Raw genomic sequence first — 21,346 nt, 5'->3', positions numbered from 1 at the left:
CCCCGGGTCCGCGCGCCGGCGCGTATCCGGGAAAAACGTGAGCGAGGAGAGCCCCCGTGCGTGACTACCCCGAGGCGATCGCCGGGATCGGCCACGTCGAGCCCGTCCCGCGGCGGGTCCGCGCCGTGGCTGGCGGGGCGACGGTGCCCTCGACGCGTGGTTCGAGGAGGACGAGCAGATCTTCGTCCACCCGCGCAACCCGTACACGCGGGTCGACGCCCTGCGCTCGACCCGGCACGTGCGCGTCGCCCTCGAAGGCCACACGCTCGCCGAGTCGTCGTCGCCGGTGCTGCTGTTCGAACCCGGCCTGCCGACGCGCTACTACTTCAACCGCACCGACGTCGACTTCACGCGGCTGGTGCCCACGAGCACGGTCACCGCGTGCCCGTGCAAGGGCCGCACGAGCGGCTACTGGTCGGTGCGCGTGAACGACATCCTCCACCAGGACCTGGCCTGGACCTACGACTTCCCGACCGCGGCGCTCGACCCGATCAGGGCCTGGTCTGCTTCTACAACGAGAAGGTCGACCTCTTCGTCGACGGCGCCGAGATCCCGCGGCCGGACACGCACTTCTCCTGACACGTCAGTCCGCTTCGGACTGCAGCTGCGCCGCCGCCTGGCGCGCCGTCACGGCGGCTGGGACGTCTGGATCAGATCCGTGCTGGTCAGCGTGCGCTTGCTCGCGCGCAAGCCGGGGATGTCCGGGATGATGGGCTCAGCGCCTGTGTTGATCAGAATTGTTTCGGCGGTGACCGTGAGACTGTCGCCGCCCGCTGTGACGCCGACGGTGTGCGGGTCGGTGAATGCGGCGTGGCCGGTGACGATCGTCACCGTATCGCGCTGTTCAAGGAGTCGAAATTGCCGGTGCGGAACGTTGAGGTGAGCGCTTGAACCTCTCCGACCGCGTGCTCGTAATGCTCTTGCGGAGAGTCGCTCGCCCGGCGTTTGCTCGAGTGATGGACGAGCGCCTTCCTTCCCGGCATGGCGAGTTCGCAGCGGAGTCAGCGACTGTAATAGACGTGCCGCGTACGGGAGGGTGATGCGCCCGTTATGTGCCGCTTGAGGAACGTGTAATCTGCGCGTCGGGCGGGCGGAGCACTCCATTTTCATGCCTTTACCGCGATTTTCCCGGCCCGTGCGTAACATCGTCGTCTTCTCCGGGTAGGCAGCATTGATGAGCACCGCACCCATCGCCGATCTCGCGTTGGTGTCCGATCGCCATTCCGCCGGCCTGATCGGCAGAGACGGATCGGCCGAGTGGCTGTGCTTCCCCCGGTTCGACGGGCCGTCCGTCTTCGCCCGTCTGCTGGACGACGAGGCCGGGCACTGGGCGATCCGCCCGGCCGTCCCGTATGAGACGACGCGCCGTTACCTACCGCAGACGATGGTGCTGGAGACCACCTTCCGCACCGGGAGCGGCACGGTCGTCCTCACCGACGCCCTGCTCACCGGCCCGGACGACGGCGGCCACCGGCTCGGCGTCGGTGCGCCGCACCTGCTCGCCCGACGGGTGTCCGGCGTCGGCGGCCAGGTGCCGATGGAGATCGAGTACCGGCCCCGGCCGGAGTACGGCCTGATCTGCCCGATCCTGTCCGTCGTCGACGGCGGCGTGACCGCCCGCGGCGGCGCCGAGTGGCTCGTGCTGACCACGCCGGTCCCCCTCGGCATCGGCGACTGCACCGGATACGGCGTGTTCACGGTGCGAGAGGGCGAGACACGGCACTTCGGGATGCACCGCTCGACGCTGCAGGAGACTCCCGCGCGGGTGTGGGACCAGGCGGAACTGGCGGCCCGGCTGGACGACACGATCGTCGCCTGGCAGTCGTGGTCCAGCCTCCACCAGGCCTACGACGGGCCGTGGCGCGATCTGGTGCACCACAGCGGGCGGGTGCTGCAGGCGCTGTCCTTCCAGCCCAGCGGCGCGATCGTCGCGGCCGCCACGACATCGCTGCCCGAATGGGCCGGCGGCGAGCGCAACTGGGACTACCGGTACACGTGGGTACGGGACGCGTCACTGACCATGGGCGCCCTGTGGGTCGCGGCCTGCCCCGACGAGGCGAGCGACTTCTTCGCCTTCCTCACCACCGCCGCCCCGTCGCTGGGCAAGGACCGCGCTCTGCAGATCATGTTCGGCGTCCGCGGCGAGCGCGACCTGAGCGAGCGCACCCTGCCGCACCTGCGCGGCTGGCGCGGCAGCCGACCGGTACGCGTCGGAAACGACGCGTGGAACCAGCGGCAGATCGACGTGTACGGCGAGCTGCTCGATGCGGCCGTGCGCCTTGAACGGCAGATCGGCGACATCGACGACGACGTCCGGCGCTTCCTCCTCGTCTGCGCCGACACCGCGGCCGAGCGCTGGATGGAAAAGGACCAGGGTATCTGGGAGATACGCGGGGAGCCGCGGCACTTCCTGTACTCCAAGCTCATGTGCTGGGTGGCGCTGGACCGCGGCATCGCCCTCGCCGGCCTCCTACGGGCGCAGGAGCGCGTCGAGTCCTGGCGGCGGACCCGCGCCGAGATCCGCGAAACCCTGCTGCGCGAGGGCTGGAACGACCGAGTGGGGGCGTTCACGCAGGCCTTCGGCTCCGACGAGCTGGACGCCAGCGCCCTCATGGTGCCGATCGTCGGCTTCCTTCCCGCGGGTGACCTGCGAGTGCTTTCCACGATCGACGCCGTCGCGGACCGGCTCACCGACGACCAGGGCCTGGTCTACCGCTACCGCACCGCAGACGGCATCGACGGCCTCGCCGGCGAGGAGGGCACCTTCCTGCTGTGCTCGTTCTGGCTGGCGCAGGCGCTCGCCATGTCCGGGCAGGTCGGCCGGGCCAGGGAGGCATTCGAGCGAGCCGCCGCGTACACCAACGACGTGGGCCTGCTGTCGGAGGAGGTCCACCCCAGGAGCGGCGAGCTGCTCGGCAACTTCCCGCAGGCGTTCAGCCACATCGGGCTCATCAACGCCGCCTGGGCCATCGACGAGGCCGAACGGACCGCGCGGGCCGGCCGTGGGAACGGCAATGGTCGGATGGCGTGAGGTCACCGCCGAGTTCGCCGGCACGGCGCTCCTGCTACTGCTCGTCGTCAGCGCGATCGTCGCAGGCTTCGCCCCCGGCTCGCCGCTCGTCGCTACGGTGCCGAACGAGGACCTGCGGAGGCTCCTGACGGGCGTCCTGACCTCTACCGTGGCGGCGGGGATCATCTACTCGCCGCTTGGCCGGATCAGCGGCGGCCATCTGAACCCCTCGGTCACGACGGGGTTCTGGGTGCTGGGCAAGATGACGTCCGGTTCGGCGCTGAAGTACGCCGCAGCGCAGGTGGCGGGCGCGATCACCGGCGCGCTGGCAGCGCTTCTGGTGTGGGACGGTGCGGCGGCCAGCGTGCGGGTCGGCGCGACTGTACCCAGGCTCGGCGGCGCGGCCACCGCGCTGATCGCCGAGGCCGTGATGACGTTCCTGCTCCTCACGCTGATCCTCACCTTCGTCGACCGCCCGCGCCTGATGCCGTACACCGCGGCCGCCGCGTCATCGCTCGTGGCCGTACTGGTGTTCACCGAGGCGCCGGTGTCCGGCACCAGCCTGAACCCCGCCCGCAGCATCGGCCTCGCGCTGGTCGGCGCCACCTGGACGGGACTGTGGGTATACCTCGTGGCACCGACACTCGGCGCGCTCACCGCGGCGCTGCTGCACCGGCGCCTGTGGGGGACCGTGGCCTGCGCGAAGCTCATACACGACCAGGCCTACCCATGCCGCTTCCTGAACTGCGCCTACACCTCACCCGACGACCGCATCCGGCGGCCCGTCCGCACCCGCTCCGCGGCACTGTCGCCCATCCCTCGTGGCATCGGCCGGTGGCGACCGGGCGCCCGTCACCATCGCTCACGGAGGGATCACCGAAGATGAAGGCGATCGCCGTATATCCCGGGAAGGCGGACAGCGCCCACATCACGGACGTACCCAGGCCGGACGACGACCGGCTCGCCACGACGGCCGCCGCCGGCCTCGACTGTTGCTGCTGGTAGCCTGGTTAATAGGGGGAGTTATGGACGCTTTGTTCATTAACACGATCCGCGGCCTGTGTTTGGATGCGATCCAGCGGGCCGAGTCGGGGCATCCGGGTACGCCGATGGATATCGCGCCGGTGGCCTACACGCTGTGGCAGCGGTTCTTGCGGTTCGATCCGTCCGATCCGATCTGGCCGAACCGGGACCGGTTCGTGCTGTCGGAGGGGCACGCTTCGGCGCTGTTGTGGTCGTTGCTGCACCTGACCGGTGTTCGCGCCGTGAACTCCGACTACGAGGTGCTCGGCCGGCCCGCGGTCACCCTTGAGGACCTGCGGACGTTCCGCCGGCTCGACTCCCATGCTCCGGGCCATCCGGAGTACCGCTGGACGAGCGGGGTGGAGGCGACGACCGGACCGCTCGGCCAGGGTGTGGCGATGTCGGTGGGCATGGCGATGGCCGGTCAGTGGCTTGCGGCGCGGTACAACCGGAATGGCTTCTCGCTGTTCGATTTCGATGTCTACGCGCTGGCGGGCGACGGCTGCATGATGGAGGGGATCTCCGGCGAGGCCGCCTCCCTCGCCGGGCACCAGCGGTTGTCCAACCTGTGCTGGATCTACGACTCCAACCGGGTGACCATCGAAGGCCATACCGGCATCACCTTCACCGAGGACGTCGCGGCGCGCTTCATCGCATACGGCTGGAACGTCGCGACCATCTCGGACGCGAACGACGTCGACCAGGTGGCCCGTGCGCTGCACTCGTTCAAGGCCGAGCACGAGCGCCCGACGCTGATCGTCGTCCACAGCCACATCGGCTACGGCTCACCGCTTGAGGGCTCACCGCGGGTGCACGGCGAGCCGTTGGGCGCCGACGCGGTCAGGGCGACCAAGCGTTTCCTCGGCATGCCGCCGGACGCCGAGTTCTTCATCCCCGATGGGGCGTACGACTGGTTCGCCGAGGGGGTGGGGCGGCGGGGAGCGCAGGCCCGCGCCGTCTGGGAGGGGCGTCTCAAGGAGTACGCGAACCTCTACCCGGCGCTGGCCGAGGAGATCGAGCGCATGCAGCGCCGGGAGTTGCCAGACGGCTGGCAGGACGCGCTGCCGTCGTTCCCGCCCGACCCGAAGGGGCTGGCGACCCGTGCGTCGTCCGGGCAGGTGCTGAACGCGGTGGCGGAGGCCGTGCCGTGGCTGCTGGGCGGTTCGGCGGATCTGACGCCCTCGACCAAGACCCGCCTCACCTTCGCCGGGGACTTCCAATCCGATGATCGCAGCGGCCGCAACTTCCACTTTGGGGTCCGCGAGCACGCCGCGGCGGCGGTCGCCAACGGCATGGCGCTGACCAAGCTCCGCCCGTACTGGTCGGGGTTCTTGATCTTCTCCGACTACGCCCGGGGCGCGATCCGGCTGTCCGCGCTGATGGAGCTGCCGGTCGTGCACATCTTCACCCACGACTCCATCGGCGTCGGCCAGGATGGTCCCACGCATCAGCCGGTCGAGCAGCTCGCCTCGCTACGTGCCATGCCCGGGCTGCTGGTCTTCCGGCCCGCCGACGCGGGCGAGGTCGTCGAGACGTGGCGCATCGTCGTCGGGCTGCGCCGGGAGCCGGCCGCGCTCGTTCTGTCCCGGCAGCCGCTTCCCACATTCGACCGGTCACGGCTGAGCGGCGCCGAAGGGGTCGCGAAGGGTGCGTACGTGCTCGCGGACGCCCCGGACGGGCGGATCGATGTCATCCTGCTCGCCACCGGCTCGGAGGTGGCGCTGGCGGTCGCCGTACGGGAGGAGCTGGCCACCGAAGGCATCGGCGCGCGGGTGGTGAGCATGCCGTGCTGGGAGCTGTTCGACCGGCAGCCGCCTGAGTACCGCGACCAGGTGCTGCCACCAGAGGTGACCGCCCGGGTGGGCATCGAGCAGGCATCGACGCTGGGCTGGGACCGGTACGTGGGTCCCGGCGGCGCCATCGTCGGCATGCACACCTTCGGTGCGTCCGCGCCGCTCAAGCAGCTCCTCTCCAGGTTCGGCTTCACCCCGGAGAAGGTGTCCCAGACGGCCCGCGAGCTGGTGAGGAGACGGAAGGAGGCCCGCGGTGAAGGCGACGCAAGCCCTGCGTGAGCTCGGCCAGAGTCTGTGGCTGGACAACATTACCCGCAGCATGCTGGAGGCCGGGCAGATCCGCCGCTACATCGACGACTACGCGGTGACCGGGCTCACCTCGAACCCGTCGATCTTCGATGCGGCGATCGAGTCCGGCGCATACGACGACGCCATCCGCGCCAAGGCCGGCGCGGGTCTCTCTGGTGAGGGCCTGTTCTTCGAACTGGCCATCGAGGACCTCCAGCGGGCCGCCGATGCGTTCCTGCCCATCCACGAACGCACCGACGGCGTCGACGGGTGGGTATCGCTCGAGGTGTCGCCGCTGCTGGCCTACGACACCGCTGCCACGATCGAAGCCGCGAAAGCGTTGCACCGGCGAGCCGCGCGGCGCAACCTGTTCATCAAGATCCCCGGCACCGCCGAAGGTCTGCGGGCGGTCACCGAGTGCGTGGGCTGCGGTATTCCAGTCAACGTGACGTTGCTGTTCTCCGCCGACCACTACCGGACCGCCGCGGACGCCTACCTCACCGGCGTGCAGCGCCGGATCGACCAGGGACTGGACCCTGCCGTAGGCTCGGTGGCGTCGGTGTTCATGTCCCGGTGGGACAAGGCAGTCGCCGACACGGCGCCCGAACGGCTCAAGGATCGGCTCGGGCTCGCCGTCGGGCTCGACACCTACCGAGCGTACCGGCAGCTCATGGACTCCGACCGGATGCAGCGGCTGGAGAACGCCGGGGCGCGGGTGCAACGGTTGCTGTGGGCGAGCACACGGACCAAGGACCCGGCCGCGTCCGACACGCTGTACGTGCACGGGCTGGCCGCGCCGTTCACGATCAACACGATGCCCGACGCCACGCTGGAAGCCTTCTACGACCACGGTGAGGTCGGCGGTCCGATGCCCGCCGACGGCGGTGACGCCGACGAGGTCCTCGCCCGCTTCGCCGACGTCGGCGTCGATATCGCCGCCCTGGCGAACAAGCTGCAACGCGACGGCGCGAAGACGTTCGTGACGGCCTGGAACGATCTCATGACCTGTGTTTCCGCCCAAAGCGCCTCGCTCGTCTGACCGACCGAGAGGAGAACCACGCCGATGTCCACCGTCCCGCTCCGTGACCGCCCGGCTTGGCAGGCGCTCCAGCGGCATCACGCGCAGATCGAGGGGCGCCATCTGCGTGAGCTGTTCGCGGACGACCCCGGGCGCGGTGAGCGCATGTGTGCGCAGGCCGCCGGGCTCTACCTGGACTATTCCAAGAACCGGATCACCGACGAGACGTTGCGGCTGCTGGTCCGGCTGGCGCGCGAGTCCGGGGTGGAGCAGCGCCGGGACATGATGTTCTCCGGCAAGCCGATCAACACCTCCGAGCACCGGCCCGCGCTGCACGTCGCCCTGCGCATGCCGACGACCGGCTCGCTCATGGTTGACGGCGTTGACGTGGTCGCCCAGGCCCATGACGTGCTGAAGCGGATGGCGGACTTCGCGCGCCGGATCCGATCCGGTGAGTGGCAGGGGCACACGGGCGAGCCGATCAGGAACATCGTCAATGTCGGCATCGGCGGTTCCGATCTCGGGCCGGTGATGGCGTATGAGGCGCTGCGGCACTACAGCAGGCGCGACATGAGGTTCCGGTTCGTGTCCAACGTCGATTCGACCGATCTCGTCGAGGCGACTGGTGACCTGTCGGCGGCCGAAACGCTGTTCATCGTCTCGTCCAAGACGTTCGGCACCCTGGAGACCCTCACCAACGCTCGCTCCGCCCGCGACTGGGTGGTCGGACAGCTCGGCTCGGCCGAGGCCGTGGCCAAGCATTTCGTCGCCGTGTCGACCAACGCGGAACGGGTTCGGGAGTTCGGCATCGACACCGCCAACATGTTCGGGTTCTGGGACTGGGTCGGTGGGCGCTACTCCATGGACTCCGCCATCGGCCTGTCGACCATGATCGCGATCGGCCCGGAGCGGTTCGCCGACATGCTGGCCGGCTTCCACGAGATGGACGAGCACTTCCGCACCGCTCCGCTGAGCGAGAACCTTTCGGTTCTGATGGGCCTGCTGGCGGTGTGGTACGTGAACTTCTTCGGCGCCCAAAGCATCGGGGTCATGCCGTACGAGCAGTACCTCAAACGCTTTCCGGCCTATCTGCAGCAGCTCACGATGGAGTCGAACGGCAAGCGCGTCACCGTCGACGGCGTGCCGGTCGGCTACGACACCGGCCCGGTGTACTGGGGCGAGCCCGGCACCAACGGTCAGCACAGCTTCTACCAGCTCATCCACCAGGGCACGCGGCTCATCCCGGTCGACTTGATCGGTTTCGCCAAGTCCCTCAATCCACTCGGTGACCATCACGACATCCTGAGCTCGAACGTCTTCGCCCAAGCCCAAGCACTGGCGTTCGGCAGGACGGAGGAGGAGGTACGGGCCGAGGGCACACCACCGGAGGTCGTACCGCACCGCGTGATGCCGGGCAACCGGCCGACCAACGTGCTCCTCGCCGACAGCCTCACCCCGCGGATCCTCGGCGCGCTGGTCGCGCTGTACGAGCACAGCGTGTTCACCCAGGGGACGATCTGGGGCATCGACTCCTTCGACCAGTGGGGTGTCGAGCTGGGCAAGCAGCTCGCCGTCCAGATCATCCCCGAACTCACCGACGAAACCGAACCGCGGCTCGCCCACGACTCGTCGACGAACGCGCTGATCCGCCGCTACCGGAGGTTGAAGCAGACCTAGAGACAACCACTTGGGGGAATCATGGCAACGAACAGACCCCTGCGACTGGGCATGGTCGGCCTGGGCCGGATGGGTGCCAACCTCGTCCGCCGGCTGATCCGCCACGGGCACGACTGCGTCGTCTACGACGTCAACGAAGACGCGGTCACTGCTCTGCAGGCCGAGGGCGCGACCGGCGCCACGTCGCTCCGCGATCTCGCGGGCAAGCTGGAGCGGCCCCGGGCCGTGTGGCTGATGCTTCCCGCCGGGATCGTGCAATCCACGCTCGACCAGCTCGTCGAAGTACTCGACGCAGGCGACACAGTGATCGACGGCGGCAACTCCTACTACCGCGACGACATCACCCGGGCCCACCAACTCGCCGCCAAGCAGCTCAACTACATCGACTGCGGTACCTCCGGCGGGGTGTGGGGGCTGGAACGCGGCTACTGTCTGATGATCGGCGGCGAGAACGAGCCCGTCGAGCGACTCGACCCAATCTTCGCGACCATCGCTCCCGGCACCGGAACCGCGGAGCCGACGCCGGGACGGACCCGCGACGGCACCGCCCCGCACGGCTACCTGCATTGCGGCCCGAACGGAGCCGGGCACTTCGTGAAGATGGTCCACAACGGTGTCGAGTACGGGATGATGGCCGCGATCGCCGAGGGCCTGTCCATCATCAGGCACGCGGACGCGGGGGCGAAGGAACAGACCGTCGACGCCGAGACCGCACCGCTTCACGATTCCGATGCCTACCGGTATGACATCGACGTCGCCGAGGTGGCGGAGGTGTGGCGCCGCGGGTCGGTGGTGGCTTCGTGGCTGGTCGATCTGCTGGCCGACGCGCTGGCCCAATCTCCGGAGCTTGCGGATTTCCGCGGGCGTGTCTCGGACTCCGGCGAAGGGCGCTGGACGCTGATCGCCGCGATTGAGGAGAGCGTGCCCGCGCCCGTGATCGGCGCGGCGCTGTTCGAGCGGTTCTGCTCGCGTGGGCTCGGCCGCTTCTCCGACGCGGCGCTGTCGGCGATGCGAGCCGAATTCGGTGGCCACGCGGAGAAGAAGGACCGCGCCTGAATGCGCCACGACCTGCAGATCCTCGACGGTCCGGACGCCGTGGCCGCTCGCGCCGCCGACGAGGTCGCGAATCTCGCCGCCACTGCGGTCGTCGACCATGGCGTTTCACCTTCGCAGTCAGCGGCGGCCACACGCCATGGCAGATGTTCGCCGCGCTCGTCACCCGCGACCTGCCCTGGCCGAACATAACCATCTTCCAGGCCGACGAGCGCGTCGCACCCGATGGCGATCCGGATCGAAACCTGACCCATCTGCGAGAAAACCTCGGCGCGGTGGGCGCCGAGGTCGTACCCATGCCGGTGACCGACGCCGACCTGGAAGCCGCCGCACGACGATACGCCGAGCTGTTGCCGGCCCGATTCGATCTCGTCCATCTCGGCCTCGGCCCGGACGGTCACACCGCCTCCCTGGTCCCCGCCGACCCGGTGCTCACCGGGACCGACCGGCTTGTCGCGCTCACCCGGCCCTACCAGGGCCATCCACGGATGACGCTCACCTATCCCGCACTCGGCTGGAGGGGGCGGTCACGAGCGCCTCGTCGTAGATAGCAGGCCTAGCGGTGGAGCGGCGGGTTGGGGCACAAGGACGCGCCGCAGAAGCTCTGAACATGTCGCCATCAAATCTGTCGCGTCTCCTAAGCGAGGATCGCGCGCGCCGAACCAAATGGACCAGGGTGAACCGAGAAACACTTCGGTGACCAGACCGGCGCGTGGTCACGCACAGCTATCTGACAGTAAGCAGGTCGCAGCGTCGGCCACTGTCATCTTCGCTGACGTCAGGCACCAGGAGGCCATTCGGCGGCAACAGCGCGGTTGTTCACTTCGGTTCATCGCTGGTGACCGACAGTGGACGAGTCTCCTATGGCGACCTCGCTCGGAGAGCTGACCAGAGCCGATTGGGCGACTCGCCCTAGCGGGTGCGGGACTTGATCGCACTGGACGGCAGGTACCGGCCGCCAGGCACCGCCTCACGCACGGCATCCCACTCCTGCGGGGTCCGCTTGGCCGGATCGACCGGCCACGTCCTGAGGACGACTGCCTCCAGTTCGACGGCGCCGGCCCCACGGCCCCCAACGCCTGATCGGACTACCGATCCGCTTCCTGTCGGTCACCGCCTGGCCCGGCTGATCAAAAACCATTCGGCCGGTGAGACGATCACGGCCTACCATGCGGTTGCGTGAGTGGAAGACTGCGGGGAATCGCGGGTGTCAACGCGCAGATCATCGCCGAGGGCGAGTACACGGCCGACGATGGCGCCGTCGTCGTCGTGGGCCCGGCGCTGGAGGCGGCGATCTCCGGCACGGTGAGCCACCCGCCGGACGAGCGCATCGACCCGCCCCACCCGGTGACCGGTCACCGGACGTCTTTCGAGGTGACCGCCGAAAGCAGCCTTCAAGCCGCACGACGGCTCCACCTTGCCGGGGCCGAACGGATCGCCGTTTTGAACTTCGCCTCGGCCCGCAACCCCGGAGGCGGCTACCTCGGCGGCGCCAAGGCTCAAGAAGAGGATCTCTGCCGCAACGCTCTGTTGTATCCCTGCCTCCTCCAGGCGCCCGACTACTACGCCGCCCACCGGGCCTCCCCTGACCTGCTCTACAGCCACCGCGTCATCTGGTCTCCCGACGTTCCGGTGCACCGCGACGACAACGGCCGATTGCTGGCCGATCCGTATCGCATCTCATTTCTGACCTCTCCCGCTCCCAACGCCGGAGAAGCGCTGCGCCGTGACCCGGGCGCGAAGAATGCGATCCAGCGCGCGCTCTACCAGCGCGCGGAACGCGTACTGGCCGTGGCCGCCCACCACGGCGCGCGCGCCAACTGGTCCTCGGCGCCTGGGGCTGCGGGGTGTTCCGCAACGATCCGCGCCAGGTCGCCGACGCATTCCACACCCATCTCACCGCGGGCGGCGCATTCTCAACCGTGTTCGAACGGGTGGTGTTCGCGGTCTGGGACCGTTCACCCGACTCTGTCAACCGAGCCGCGTTCGCCGAACGTTTCACGTCGTGGAGTTCGAGTTCGAGATAAGTCGTGTCGTACGCCTGCCGCCGGCCGACTCGCGCCGCCAGACAACGTCACGTCGGCCGCCGCCACACGATCCCCTGCGAGCCGGTTGAATATGACGGGGCCCCGGCCGTCACGGTGGTCGCTTATCGGTACGGGAGTCGTCGTGGAGTTCGAGTTCGAGATAAGGAAACCCGGTCCGCCGCTCGAACCGTTCGCCGAGTCGATCTGGTTCGCTCGCGGGCGGATCACGTACTCGCGGGAACGCATCGCTCCGACGGGCTCCACCGTGGCGGTGCTCGTGCTGGGTCCGGCCATCCTGCAGGTGCCGCGGAACGGGGCGGGCGTGCCTTTTCTCGCCGAGCGTGGCTGGCTGGCGGGACCCCATGTCGGTCCGGTGATCAACGCGCCGACGGCGGAGACCCTGGCGGTGGGGATCGTCTCCTCGGCGGTCGGCTGCCGGGCGCTCTTCGGCGTGGGGCCTGCCCCGCTGCGGGGGCGGGTGGTCGACCTGATGGAGAACTGGGCCGCCGCGGGATCGCTGCGCGCGGCGCTGCTCGGGGAGAGTGACCCCTTCGCGTGCCTGGACATGACCGAGGAGACGCTGGTTCTCGGGCTGGGGCCGGCGGAGAACGGGTGGCAGCGGTGCGCCGCCGCGGTGGCCGCGCTGGAGGAGAATCCCCTGCGGCGGATTTCGGAGCTGGCCCACGAGCTGGGGGTCACCCATGCGCATCTGGACCGCGAATTCGTGCGGACGGTCGGCCTCACGCCGCGTGCGCTCAGCCGGATTCTGCGCCTTCGCAGGCTGCTCGAAAGCATCGACATCCACGCCGAACTGAACTGGGCCGACCTCGCCACGGCCTGGGGATGGTTCGACCAGAGCCATTTCATCCGGGACTTCAAGCGTCACACGGGTGTCACCCCGTCCGGTTACGTGGCCGCCCAGCGTGCCGTGTTCGCTCAGCATGAGCCGGGTTTCGTGCCTGAGATGTGAATTCCGTACAAGTGGGGGCGCCGCCCGCGCGAGAATGCTGGCCGCATGAAGCGCGCATTCGAGGTCAGCACCGTCATCGATCGTCCCATCGCCGAGGTGTGGCGCGAGCTCACCGACTGGGAGCGCGCTCCGCGTTGGATGAAGGGCGTGGAATCCATGCACGCCGACCCGGGTACGGAGGTGGGCGCCACCCTCGTCTTCCGAGCTCGCGGCAAAACCCGAGAGAGCGGCATATCCGCTCTGGAGCCCGGCCGCTCCCTGACGCTCACCTCCGAACAGGGCAACGTGACGGCACGGTATTCGTACCTGCTGGAGGCGGCTGGAGACCGCACACGTGCCCGCCTGACCGCGGACGTCGAGGTCAGGGGGTTCCCCTGGTCACTGCTCGGCCCATTGATCCGCACCGCCATACGCCGCACCGACAGCCGGCAGCTGGCGGATTTCCGGGCGGTCGCCGAAGCGGGCAGCAGCGGGCGTCCCCGCTGAGCAGAAGCCCCGGTTGTTGGCTGGAACGGCGCTGCCGATCGTTCCAATTTCCTTGCCGTCCGCGACTGGATCGCTGGAACGTGGTTCTACCGAATTCATTCACCGGATGGGGAACCACCATGATCACCGTAGAGAAGCTCGCCTGGGACGTGCTCGATGTGCTGCACACCGGGGAGATCGCGCGGCTGGACGCGCTCGTCAGCGAGGACTTCGCCGACCACGGCGCGCCGCCGTGGGTGCCGAGGGGCCGGGCCGCGTACGGCGCCACGCTGCGCTGGCTGCACGACACGCTGAAGATCCGCTACGAGGTGCACGAGATCGTCGCCAAGGACGACATGGTGGCGATCCGCGCCACCGCGCACGGGGTGCACAACACCGACCATCTCGGCTTCCCGGCCACCGGCAAGCCGTACGCCATGCCCACCATGCACCTCTATCGGGAGCGGGACGGGCTGCTGGTCGAGCACTGGGGCGTGCGCGACGAGCTCAGCGTGCTCTGGCAGGTCGGCGCGCTGACCCCGCCCGCGCCGCCCGCGATCGATGGCATCCTGACAGCGTGAGCGGATCGGTGGGTGGCCGGGGACCCTATTCCAGCGCCGTGCGCGCGGAGCAGAGCCGCGCCACCCGCCAGCGGGTCCTGGAGGCGGCGCGGGCGCTGTTCCTGCGCCGCGGCTACACGGGCACGACCGTGGACGCGATCGCCGCCCGGGCCGCCGTGAGCGTGCAGACGGTCTACAACACCGTCGGCGGCAAGGCGGCGGTGCTGAAGGCCGTCTACGACATGATGCTGGCCGGCGACACCGACCCGCTGCCGATGATCGACCGGCCCACGGCGCAGGCCATGCGATCGGCGCCGGACGGGCGGACCTGCCTGGCCCTGTACGCCCGGATGGGCCGCGAGATCTACGACCGGGTGGGATCGCTGCTGCCGATCCTGATCTCCGAGGGCGCCGCCGGCGACCGCGAGGTGCGCCGCGTCGTGGACACCATGGAACAGGAACGGGCCATCGGAACCGCCGGCGTCGCCCGCCACATCGCGGACAAGTTCGGGCTCAAGCCCGGGCTCTCGCCCGAGGAGGCCGCCGACATCCTGTGGACGTTCACCGCGCCCGACCTGGTCAACCGGCTGGTACGGCGGCGCGGCTGGAGCGTCGACCGATGGGAGGCCTGGCTGGCCGAGACCATGGCCGACACCCTGCTCGGCCCGCCGATCACCCGGAGCTGACGTGCGCGGCGACCAGCCGCCAGCCGTGCTCGCCGGTGTGGATCCAGGTGCGCGTGTATCGCACCCGCGCCGTGAACGGCTCGCCCTTGAACACCCCGGCCAGCGAGCCGAGGAACCAGGTGACCCCTGGCGCAGCAGGGTGACGAGGGGATCTTCCGGTGCGGTGCTCGTCTCCATGACGTACGTATATCGGTGGATCCCCGCCGAACATCGCCGTTTCGGCGTCGGCGAACAGCGGGCATGTCACGAAGCCGAGCGACCTCGCCGCGATCAGGGGTACGAGTCCCGATCGTGGGTCAACTTGATGAACAGAAATCTTTCGGCGGAGTTTGGCCACGTTAATACTGGCCAGTGCCGACTTAAGCGGTTAATTGGGACGAAATATTTCTGAATATCATTGACACATTTCGTGACATGTCTTCAAAATGAGCAACGGAAGACCTTCCTGCTTCACCCGGGCGCGGCGACATTCATACGCGACCACGATCGCCGCGATCCCCGGACCCCGCTGAACGAGGTGGTGTGGCGAGCCCGGCTCGCCACACCACAAACCCCACCCGGGAGGTCGTAACCCTCGTGAATCGCCTCGTCTCGCGATACGACGCGCCTGCCGGGACCGCCACCGTCGCGGTCTTACCCGTGGGCCGGGCCGGTCAGGACGGCCACCAGGCGGAGGCCAGTGACACCCCGATGGCGTGCGCGATCGCCGCGGAGCTGTCCCGCAACTTCCCGCTCGTCGTACTGCCGCCGGTGACCATCTTCGGCCCCCACGACGGGCCGGGAACGATCTCGCGAACCCTCTCCGCGCTGCTCAGCGGCATCTACTCGTCGGTGGCGCGAGGCGAGATCACGGCGCTGGTGATGGTGAGCGCCGACGCCGACCAGCGCGCGCTGGCCGACGTCGTCCGGGAGGCGAACGCGGGCGGCATGCGGCTGGCGCTGTTCCCCACCGGCGACGACTGGGCCGCCGCGCACCGGTCGACCTCCCAAGAGACCACCGAGAAGGCACTGGTCGGCAGGTTCCGCGCCGTGCTGACGCGCCTCAACGAGGGTCAGGCGTCGAACATCCCGGCGTACACGTCCACGAACAGCTCCCTGCCCTTGATGCCGGCGGCCGTCTCGGCGCCGAAGACGCCCTGGCCGGGGAGCTGACCGGCGCCGCCCTCGGGGCCCAGCGGCACGATGACCATGGGCGGCACCTGCTGGTAGGCGGCCTGCTCCCCAGCTCCGGTGATCTCGCTGCGGATGTTGCCCGCCACCAGGTCGGCCTGCGCGTTGGCCGAGCCCACGGTGTCGCGGTCGGCGTCGGCGATGTCGCCGATGGCGTACACGCGGTCCAGGCCGCCGGCCCGCAGGAACTTGTCGACGCGGACGTAGCCGCGCCTGTTCCGCGCCCCGGCCAGCGCGCCGGTCAGGTAGCCGGTCCGCGGGACGACGCCGAAGCAGCGGAACCAGATGTCGGCGGTGAGCTCGTCGCCCGCCTGGGTGGTGATCGCGATCGAGGCGGGGGTGGCGGGCGCCGCGGCCGGCAGCTCGTTCAGCGGGCTGCCGAGCTTGAGCTCGATGCCCAGCTGGTCGAGCTGGGCGCGCAGCTCGTCGCGGAGCTCCTGCTCGAACGGGCCCGGCATGACGTCGGGGGCGACGTCGGCGATGGTGACGTGCTTGGCGGGGAAGAACGCCTTGATCTCGCCGGCGAGTTCGAGACCGGCGGGTCCCGCGCCGACCACGAGCACACGCTCGGCGCCGCGCAGGGCCTCGTGCGCGTCCCTGATCTTGGCCCGGGTCCGCTCCGCGTCCGGCACGTCGCTCTTGGCCGGGAACGGGTAGGACGAGCCGGTCGCCAGGACCAGGTAGTCGGGTTCGAGCCGCGCGCCCGAGGCGAGCGTGACCTGCCGCCCGTCCACGGCCACGGCCTGGTCGCGGACGAAGCGCCCGTGCTTCAGCAGCCGGTCCAGGGGCAGGAAGATCCGGTCCAGCCAGTCCGGCTCGACCAGGGTGCGCCAGGACGCGGCGTTGTGCATGAACGTGTCGGAGGGGTCGACGAGCGTCACGTCGGCGATGTCGTCCAGCGCCTTGGCGAGCTTGAACCCGGCATATCCACCACCGAGCACAACGACGCTCGGGCGGGTCTCAGAGTTGTCGATCATCTATCCATCCTCACTCGCAATTGAGATGTGGCGATGAGGATACTAGCAACTAGCAAAAAGCTAGCGACTCCGAGGGTGGGCTAGTATGGACCCATGCCCAAGCTGCCTTCGAGCACCGCGGTCAGCGAGTGTGTTCGTGGCGATGCCGCCCTGACGCGTGCGTTCACCCTGCTCGGGAAGCGGTGGAGCGGCATCGTGCTCGGCAGCCTGCGCAGCGGCCCCGCCGGATTCCGGGAGCTCTCCCGCGCGATCGCCGGCGTGAGCGACTCGGTGCTCTCCGACCGCCTGTCCGAACTGGCCGAGGCGGGTCTCATCACCCGCACCGTGGACGAGGGACCCCCGGTCACGGTGTCGTACGCGCTGACCATGAGCGGCCTGGCCCTCATGCCCGCCCTCGACCAGATCTCCCGGTGGGCCCAGGAGCACCTCCCGGCCTAAGTCACCTGGACGCGCCGCGCGGGCTGATCGACGGGACGATCGGGAACCACCAGACGTGCGGGTAGACGGGTGTGGTCTGGTGGTCCCAGTTCCCGACCAGGTCGGTGTAGCGGGCCGACCTGATCAGGAGGTTGTCGTGCGAGCCCAGCTGGGCGGACGTGCCGTCCAGCAGCAGGACGCGGTCGGCGCGGCGGGCCGAGCTGATCCGGTGCGCGATCACGATCAGGGTGCGGCCGGTGGCGGCGAAGGCCTCCTCCGCCCGGGCTTCGGCGGCGGCGTCAAGGTGGCAGGTCGCCTCGTCCAGGACGATCACCTTGGCGGGCGAGAGGTAGACGCGGGCGAGCGAGATGTGCTGGCGTTCCCCGGCGGACAGGGCCGGCCCGCCGACGCCGAGCCGGGCCGAATAGCCGCCGAGGCGTCTCACCAGCTCCCCCATGCCGAGCGCGGCCACGGCCCGGTCGAGCTCGGGCCGCGTGGTGTCCGGGCTCAGGTAGGTGAGGTTCTCGTGCAGGGAGCCGGAGAAGACGTACGCCTCCTGCGGGATCAGGGCGATCTCGGCGACGCGCACGTGCGTGACGGGCACGCCGCCGAGCCGTACCTCCCCGGACTGCGGGGTCGCGAGGCCGGCGAGCAGCATGGCGAGGGTGGATTTGCCGGTTCCGCTGGGGCCGACGACGGCCAGGTGGCGCCCGGCGGGGATGCGCAGGGTCAGGTCGTCGATCACCGGGTCCGCCTTCGGGCCGTACGCGAAGGTCAGGCCCGTCACGGTCAGGTCGTAGGAGACGGGGCGAATGTCACGGCGGGGCGCGGTGACGTCGGAGGGCGCGCTCGTTTCGGCGATCCGGTGGAGGAGCACACCCAGCTGGCGGCCCCAGGACGCGATGGTCCCGGTGAGGGAGCGCAGCGCGGGATCCAGGGTGCTGACCAGGTAGGTGGTGGCGCCGACGAGCTCGCCGGGGGTCATCCGGCCGGGCCGCAGCAGCCAGGGCGAGAGCAGCAGGATCAGGAGCACCGGCACGCCCCCGCCCAGCGCCATGATCAGGGTGCGCAGGGAGGAGGTCCTGGCCAGGACCAGGCGGGCGCGGGCCTCCGTGCGCAGGGCTCGGTCGGCCGTCTCGCGGGCGGTGTCGACGGCGCCGCCCGCCACCACGTCGCGCAGGCCGTCGAAGATGTCGGTGGCCACCCGGGTCACCCGCTCGCCCGCGAGGATCATCTCCCGCTGGCGGGCGGCCAGCGCGCGGGTCAGCCAGGCGAACAGCCCGAGGCTCAGCAGGACCAGCGGCGTGACGATGGCCGCCACGATCGGCGCGAGGGCGAAGAGCCCCACCAGGGCCAGGACCATCGACGCGAGCGTCGGCCGGAGCGTGCGCAGCAGCGCGGCGACCAGGTTGCGCACGGTTTCGGCCTGCCGCCCCAGGCGGGACACCACGGAACCGTCGGCGCCCTCCTCGCCGTCCACGGCCCGGCGTAACGCCGCCTCGACCACGGTGCGGACGAGCGCGTCGCGGATCGGCTCGACGATGCGGGCCAGCCACGGGAAGGTGTTGCGGGTCGCCAGCGACTGCAGCACCATCGCCAGCCCGAGCGCGCCCAGCCAGGCCAGGCCGATCCCCGGGCGCCCGGCCAGGAAACCCTGGTCCAGCGCGGCGGCCACGGCCAGGCCGGAGAACAGCGCGGGCAGCGACTCCAGCACCGACCAGGCGCCCAGGAAGGCCAGCGCCCGCCGCCGCTGGGCCAGCTCGCGGGTGAGCAGCCGCCACCCGGCCTTGCTCACGGTCTTCATGCCGGTTCCCTGGTCAGATCGTCCGTCGTGGCGAACAGCGCGCGGTAGTCCGGGTCCTGGTTGAGGCGGTCGTGCGGGCCGACGGCCCGCACCCGCCCCTGCTCGATCCAGACGACCAGGTCGGCGCGCGCGGCGGTGCCGGCGCGGTGGGCGACCAGGATTCTGGTACGGCCCGCGAGCAGCCCGGCCAGCGTCGCGCTCACCTCGGCTTCGGTGGCGGTGTCCAGGCTGGAGGTGGCGTCGTCGAGGATCAGCACGCGGCGTTCCCCGGTCACGGCCCTGGCCAGGCCGAGCCGCTGGACTTCACCACCGGACAGCGGCGCCTGGTCCAGCGGGGTGTCGTACCCCTGGGGCAGCCGCCGGATGAAACCATCGGCCGAGGCCAGGACCGCCGCCAGTTCGACCAGTTCGCGGCTGATGTCCCCGCTGCCGTAGGCGATCGTGTCGTGCACGGTCTCGCCGAGCAGCGCGGGCCGCTCGAAGGCGTAGGCGACCGCGCGGCGCAGCTGGTCGGGCCGCAGGTCGGCGACCGGCGCGCCGTCCAGCAGGACCTGGCCCTGGTCGGGGGCGATGAGGCCGCCGGCGAGGGCCGCGAGCGTGGACTTCCCGGCTCCCGACCTGCCGACGATGGCGACGGCGAGCCCCGCGGGAATGTCCAGGTCGAGCCCGTCCAGCACGACGTCCTCGTCGGCGCGCACGGTCACCCCGCGGAAGGCGAGCGCGCCGGGGCCGTCCGGAAGCGGCAGGGTTCCCCCCGGGCCGTCCGGCAGAACCAGCACCTCCGCCAGCCGGGCCGTTCCCGCGCGTACGTGCGCGAAGCCCATCAACGTGTCCACCACGTTGAGCAAACCCAAAGCGATCCCGACATATCCGGCCACCGCGATCCAGGAACCGGCGGTGATCCGCCCGTCGGCCACCCCCACCCCGGCGACGGCCAGCACGGTGACCTCCACGAGCGGAGCCAGCAGCATCACCTTCCACACCGTGCGCCGCTGGGCGTCCCAGGTCGCCAGACCGGCCGCGCTCAGCTCGGGCAGCGGCTCCAGCACCCGCTCCACTTCGCGGTCCAGCGTCCCGCTCGCCCGGATCGTCCGGGCGCCGGACATCGCCTCCACCAGCCGCGCCGACAGCGACCCCTGCAGTTCCTGGTAGCGCGTCAGCAGCTCGGTCGCCTCCGACATGAACCGCCGGATGATCACGGCCGCCACCGGCACGGACACGACGAAGGACAGCGCCAGCGTCCAGTCGATCAGCACCAGCGCCACCAGGCCGCCGACGGCGGCCACCACCGCGTCGGCGATCGAGAGCACGGTCGCCACCAGCCCGGACGCCTCGGAGGTCCCGGACACCAGCCGGCTGCTCAGGTCGCCCGCGGGAAACCTGCGCTGGCTGGGCACGCCCGCCCTGAGCACGCGCTGGACCAGTCCCCGGCGCAGCGACAGCTCCACGGCGGTCGCCCCCGCGGTGCTCGCCCAGGTGTCCAGCATCTCGGTCAGCAGCGCCGTACCGAGCAGGACGCCCAGCCAGACCAGCGCGGGGGCGAGCCCGGAACCGGCCAGGGCGGCGTCGACCGCCGCGGCCAGCGCGGCGGGCAGGAGCAGGACCGTCGCGGTGCCCGCCACGCTGGACAGCACCAGCGCGGCGGTCCACCCCGGCGCACGCCGCACCGAGAAGAGCAGCAGGCGGGCGGGTGTGTCCACCTCCCGGGAGCGGAGCACACCATTGTCGCTGGACATTCCGGCCTCTCGATCAGTGAATATGGAGTGGACCGCGCGGGTCCACTCCACGGATTCTCGTTAAACCTCTATTTTGGTGGCGGCCACGCACGTCTTGAGGACGCACGAAACCAGGCCGCAGCTGAGCTCGCACCTGCGCAGCCCTTTTTGCTCCGCCGGAAGGAGTTCCAGCGCGTTGACGTCAACGGTCATTGAGGACTCCCCTGTCATCGCGATGACACGGGGCGGGCCCGGTGGCCCGCCCCGCGCCGAGATCGATCCCTATGGCACCTGGCGGGTGATGTCGCAGGTGACTTCACACGTCGCATCCCCGCAGGTGATGCCACACGTGATCAGCCAACCGCACATCCTGAGCTCCACGGCCTCGACCGGGAGAAGCTCAAGCGCACCGATGTCGACAGACATATTTTTACCCCCCTTTCACATTCAATTTTCGAAGAGAACGAGCCCCGAATTCTCGTTCTATTCGGTCCAGACGGTCTTGGTGCACGTGCTCGTGCAGCTGACCTTCGGGAAACAGGTCCACAAGCACGAAATAAGAGTGCTGCACGGACGCAGCCCTTCGGCCTCGGCCGGCATGAGTTCCAGAGCGCGGATGTCGAATTCCATGTCGAATTTCACCTCCTTTCGTTTTGCCGTACGGCCGCCGCGGGCGGGTCGCCCGCGCGGAGT

General features: G+C 69.8%; 22 protein-coding genes and 1 pseudogene. 16 read left to right on the top strand and 7 right to left on the bottom strand.

Annotated features, from left to right (window positions below; translation table 11 throughout):
- Positions 1-64: 64 nt before the first annotated feature.
- Positions 65-238, bottom strand: a complete 174-nt coding sequence (locus tag ABGB08_RS30095; protein ID WP_347596680.1) for a hypothetical protein — start codon at positions 236-238, stop codon at positions 65-67.
- On the opposite strand from ABGB08_RS30095, the gene ABGB08_RS30090 reads away from it, so the two are divergent.
- The 14 genes and pseudogenes from ABGB08_RS30090 (at position 239) to ABGB08_RS30025 (ending at position 14,570) form a co-directional block, all read left to right on the top strand.
- Positions 239-883: a DUF427 domain-containing protein gene (locus ABGB08_RS30090; protein ID WP_347596677.1), complete on the top strand. Its 645-nt coding sequence runs from the start codon at positions 239-241 to the stop codon at positions 881-883.
- A 291-nt stretch (positions 884-1,174) separates the two neighbouring features.
- Positions 1,175-3,031 (top strand): glycoside hydrolase family 15 protein, encoded by a 1,857-nt coding sequence (locus tag ABGB08_RS30085; RefSeq protein WP_347596674.1) that lies wholly within the window; start codon positions 1,175-1,177, stop codon positions 3,029-3,031.
- Positions 3,015-3,896: an aquaporin gene (locus ABGB08_RS30080; protein ID WP_347596671.1), complete on the top strand. Its 882-nt coding sequence runs from the start codon at positions 3,015-3,017 to the stop codon at positions 3,894-3,896. Before ABGB08_RS30085 ends, ABGB08_RS30080 begins: the two co-directional genes overlap by 17 nt.
- Positions 3,897-4,035: 139 nt before the next feature.
- Positions 4,036-6,105 carry a transketolase gene (gene tkt / locus ABGB08_RS30075; RefSeq protein WP_347596669.1) on the top strand — a complete coding sequence of 690 codons (2,070 nt, stop codon included), beginning with the start codon at positions 4,036-4,038 and terminating at the stop codon, positions 6,103-6,105.
- Positions 6,080-7,153, top strand: a complete 1,074-nt coding sequence (tal, locus tag ABGB08_RS30070; protein WP_347596667.1) for a transaldolase — start codon at positions 6,080-6,082, stop codon at positions 7,151-7,153. Before tkt ends, tal begins: the two co-directional genes overlap by 26 nt.
- Before the next feature lie 24 nt (positions 7,154-7,177).
- Positions 7,178-8,809, top strand: coding sequence for a glucose-6-phosphate isomerase (pgi, locus tag ABGB08_RS30065; RefSeq protein WP_347596665.1), 1,632 nt, complete (start codon positions 7,178-7,180; stop codon positions 8,807-8,809).
- A gap of 21 nt (positions 8,810-8,830) precedes the next feature.
- Positions 8,831-9,865, top strand: a complete 1,035-nt coding sequence (gene gnd / locus ABGB08_RS30060; protein WP_347596663.1) for a phosphogluconate dehydrogenase (NAD(+)-dependent, decarboxylating) — start codon at positions 8,831-8,833, stop codon at positions 9,863-9,865.
- Complete coding sequence (locus tag ABGB08_RS30055) at positions 9,772-10,413, top strand: 6-phosphogluconolactonase (RefSeq protein WP_347596781.1); 642 nt, start codon at positions 9,772-9,774, stop codon at positions 10,411-10,413. The genes gnd and ABGB08_RS30055 overlap by 94 nt, the downstream gene beginning before the upstream one ends.
- A 628-nt stretch (positions 10,414-11,041) precedes the next feature.
- A pseudogene (locus tag ABGB08_RS30050) lies at positions 11,042-11,620 on the top strand (TIGR02452 family protein); the annotation flags it as partial.
- Positions 11,621-11,709: 89 nt separating this feature from the next.
- Positions 11,710-11,889 (top strand): hypothetical protein, encoded by a 180-nt coding sequence (locus tag ABGB08_RS30045; protein ID WP_347596778.1) that lies wholly within the window; start codon positions 11,710-11,712, stop codon positions 11,887-11,889.
- Between the two features lie 91 nt (positions 11,890-11,980).
- The gene (locus ABGB08_RS30040; RefSeq protein WP_347596775.1) at positions 11,981-12,859 is read left to right on the top strand and encodes an AraC family transcriptional regulator; all 879 of its coding nucleotides are present in this window, start codon (positions 11,981-11,983) and stop codon (positions 12,857-12,859) included.
- Between the two features lie 45 nt (positions 12,860-12,904).
- Positions 12,905-13,345, top strand: a complete 441-nt coding sequence (locus ABGB08_RS30035; RefSeq protein WP_347596661.1) for an SRPBCC family protein — start codon at positions 12,905-12,907, stop codon at positions 13,343-13,345.
- 119 nt (positions 13,346-13,464) lie between these two features.
- Positions 13,465-13,905, top strand: coding sequence for an ester cyclase (locus tag ABGB08_RS30030; protein WP_347596659.1), 441 nt, complete (start codon positions 13,465-13,467; stop codon positions 13,903-13,905).
- Positions 13,902-14,570: a helix-turn-helix domain-containing protein gene (locus ABGB08_RS30025; RefSeq protein ID WP_347596657.1), complete on the top strand. Its 669-nt coding sequence runs from the start codon at positions 13,902-13,904 to the stop codon at positions 14,568-14,570. The genes ABGB08_RS30030 and ABGB08_RS30025 overlap by 4 nt, the downstream gene beginning before the upstream one ends.
- Here the strand turns inward: ABGB08_RS30025 and ABGB08_RS30020 are convergent.
- A complete protein-coding gene (locus ABGB08_RS30020) occupies positions 14,557-14,817 on the bottom strand; it encodes a hypothetical protein (protein WP_347596655.1) in 261 nt (86 codons plus the stop codon). The two genes, ABGB08_RS30025 and ABGB08_RS30020, sit on opposite strands and share 14 nt — an antisense overlap.
- Before the next feature lie 329 nt (positions 14,818-15,146).
- On the opposite strand from ABGB08_RS30020, the gene ABGB08_RS30015 reads away from it, so the two are divergent.
- The gene (locus tag ABGB08_RS30015) at positions 15,147-15,722 is read left to right on the top strand and encodes a creatininase family protein (RefSeq protein WP_347596653.1); all 576 of its coding nucleotides are present in this window, start codon (positions 15,147-15,149) and stop codon (positions 15,720-15,722) included.
- Here ABGB08_RS30015 and ABGB08_RS30010 read toward each other — a convergent pair.
- Entirely contained in the window at positions 15,623-16,717 is a 1,095-nt protein-coding gene (locus ABGB08_RS30010) for an FAD-dependent oxidoreductase (RefSeq protein ID WP_347596651.1), read from the bottom strand. The two genes, ABGB08_RS30015 and ABGB08_RS30010, sit on opposite strands and share 100 nt — an antisense overlap.
- A gap of 93 nt (positions 16,718-16,810) precedes the next feature.
- Here ABGB08_RS30010 and ABGB08_RS30005 point away from each other — a divergent pair, with 93 nt between their 5' ends.
- Positions 16,811-17,155 carry a helix-turn-helix domain-containing protein gene (locus tag ABGB08_RS30005; protein WP_155358324.1) on the top strand — a complete coding sequence of 115 codons (345 nt, stop codon included), beginning with the start codon at positions 16,811-16,813 and terminating at the stop codon, positions 17,153-17,155.
- Between the two features lies 1 nt (position 17,156).
- Here the strand turns inward: ABGB08_RS30005 and ABGB08_RS30000 are convergent, their stop codons facing one another.
- From ABGB08_RS30000 to ABGB08_RS29985, 4 genes are all read right to left on the bottom strand, one after another.
- Positions 17,157-18,938 carry an ABC transporter ATP-binding protein gene (locus ABGB08_RS30000; RefSeq protein WP_347596648.1) on the bottom strand — a complete coding sequence of 594 codons (1,782 nt, stop codon included), beginning with the start codon at positions 18,936-18,938 and terminating at the stop codon, positions 17,157-17,159.
- Positions 18,935-20,674, bottom strand: coding sequence for an ABC transporter ATP-binding protein (locus ABGB08_RS29995; RefSeq protein ID WP_347596645.1), 1,740 nt, complete (start codon positions 20,672-20,674; stop codon positions 18,935-18,937). Before ABGB08_RS29995 ends, ABGB08_RS30000 begins: the two co-directional genes overlap by 4 nt.
- 60 nt (positions 20,675-20,734) lie before the next feature.
- On the bottom strand, positions 20,735-20,866 hold the full coding sequence (locus ABGB08_RS29990; protein WP_347596642.1) for an ALQxL family class IV lanthipeptide: 132 nt from the start codon (positions 20,864-20,866) through the stop codon (positions 20,735-20,737).
- Positions 20,867-21,136: 270 nt separating this feature from the next.
- Positions 21,137-21,295 (bottom strand): hypothetical protein, encoded by a 159-nt coding sequence (locus ABGB08_RS29985; protein WP_344448479.1) that lies wholly within the window; start codon positions 21,293-21,295, stop codon positions 21,137-21,139.
- Between the last annotated feature and the right edge of the window lie 51 nt (positions 21,296-21,346).

The sequence above is a fragment of the Acrocarpospora sp. B8E8 genome, from assembly GCF_039871605.1.
GTDB lineage: Bacteria > Actinomycetota > Actinomycetes > Streptosporangiales > Streptosporangiaceae > Acrocarpospora > Acrocarpospora macrocephala.
This window is presented reverse-complemented; position numbering and strand designations above follow the sequence as displayed.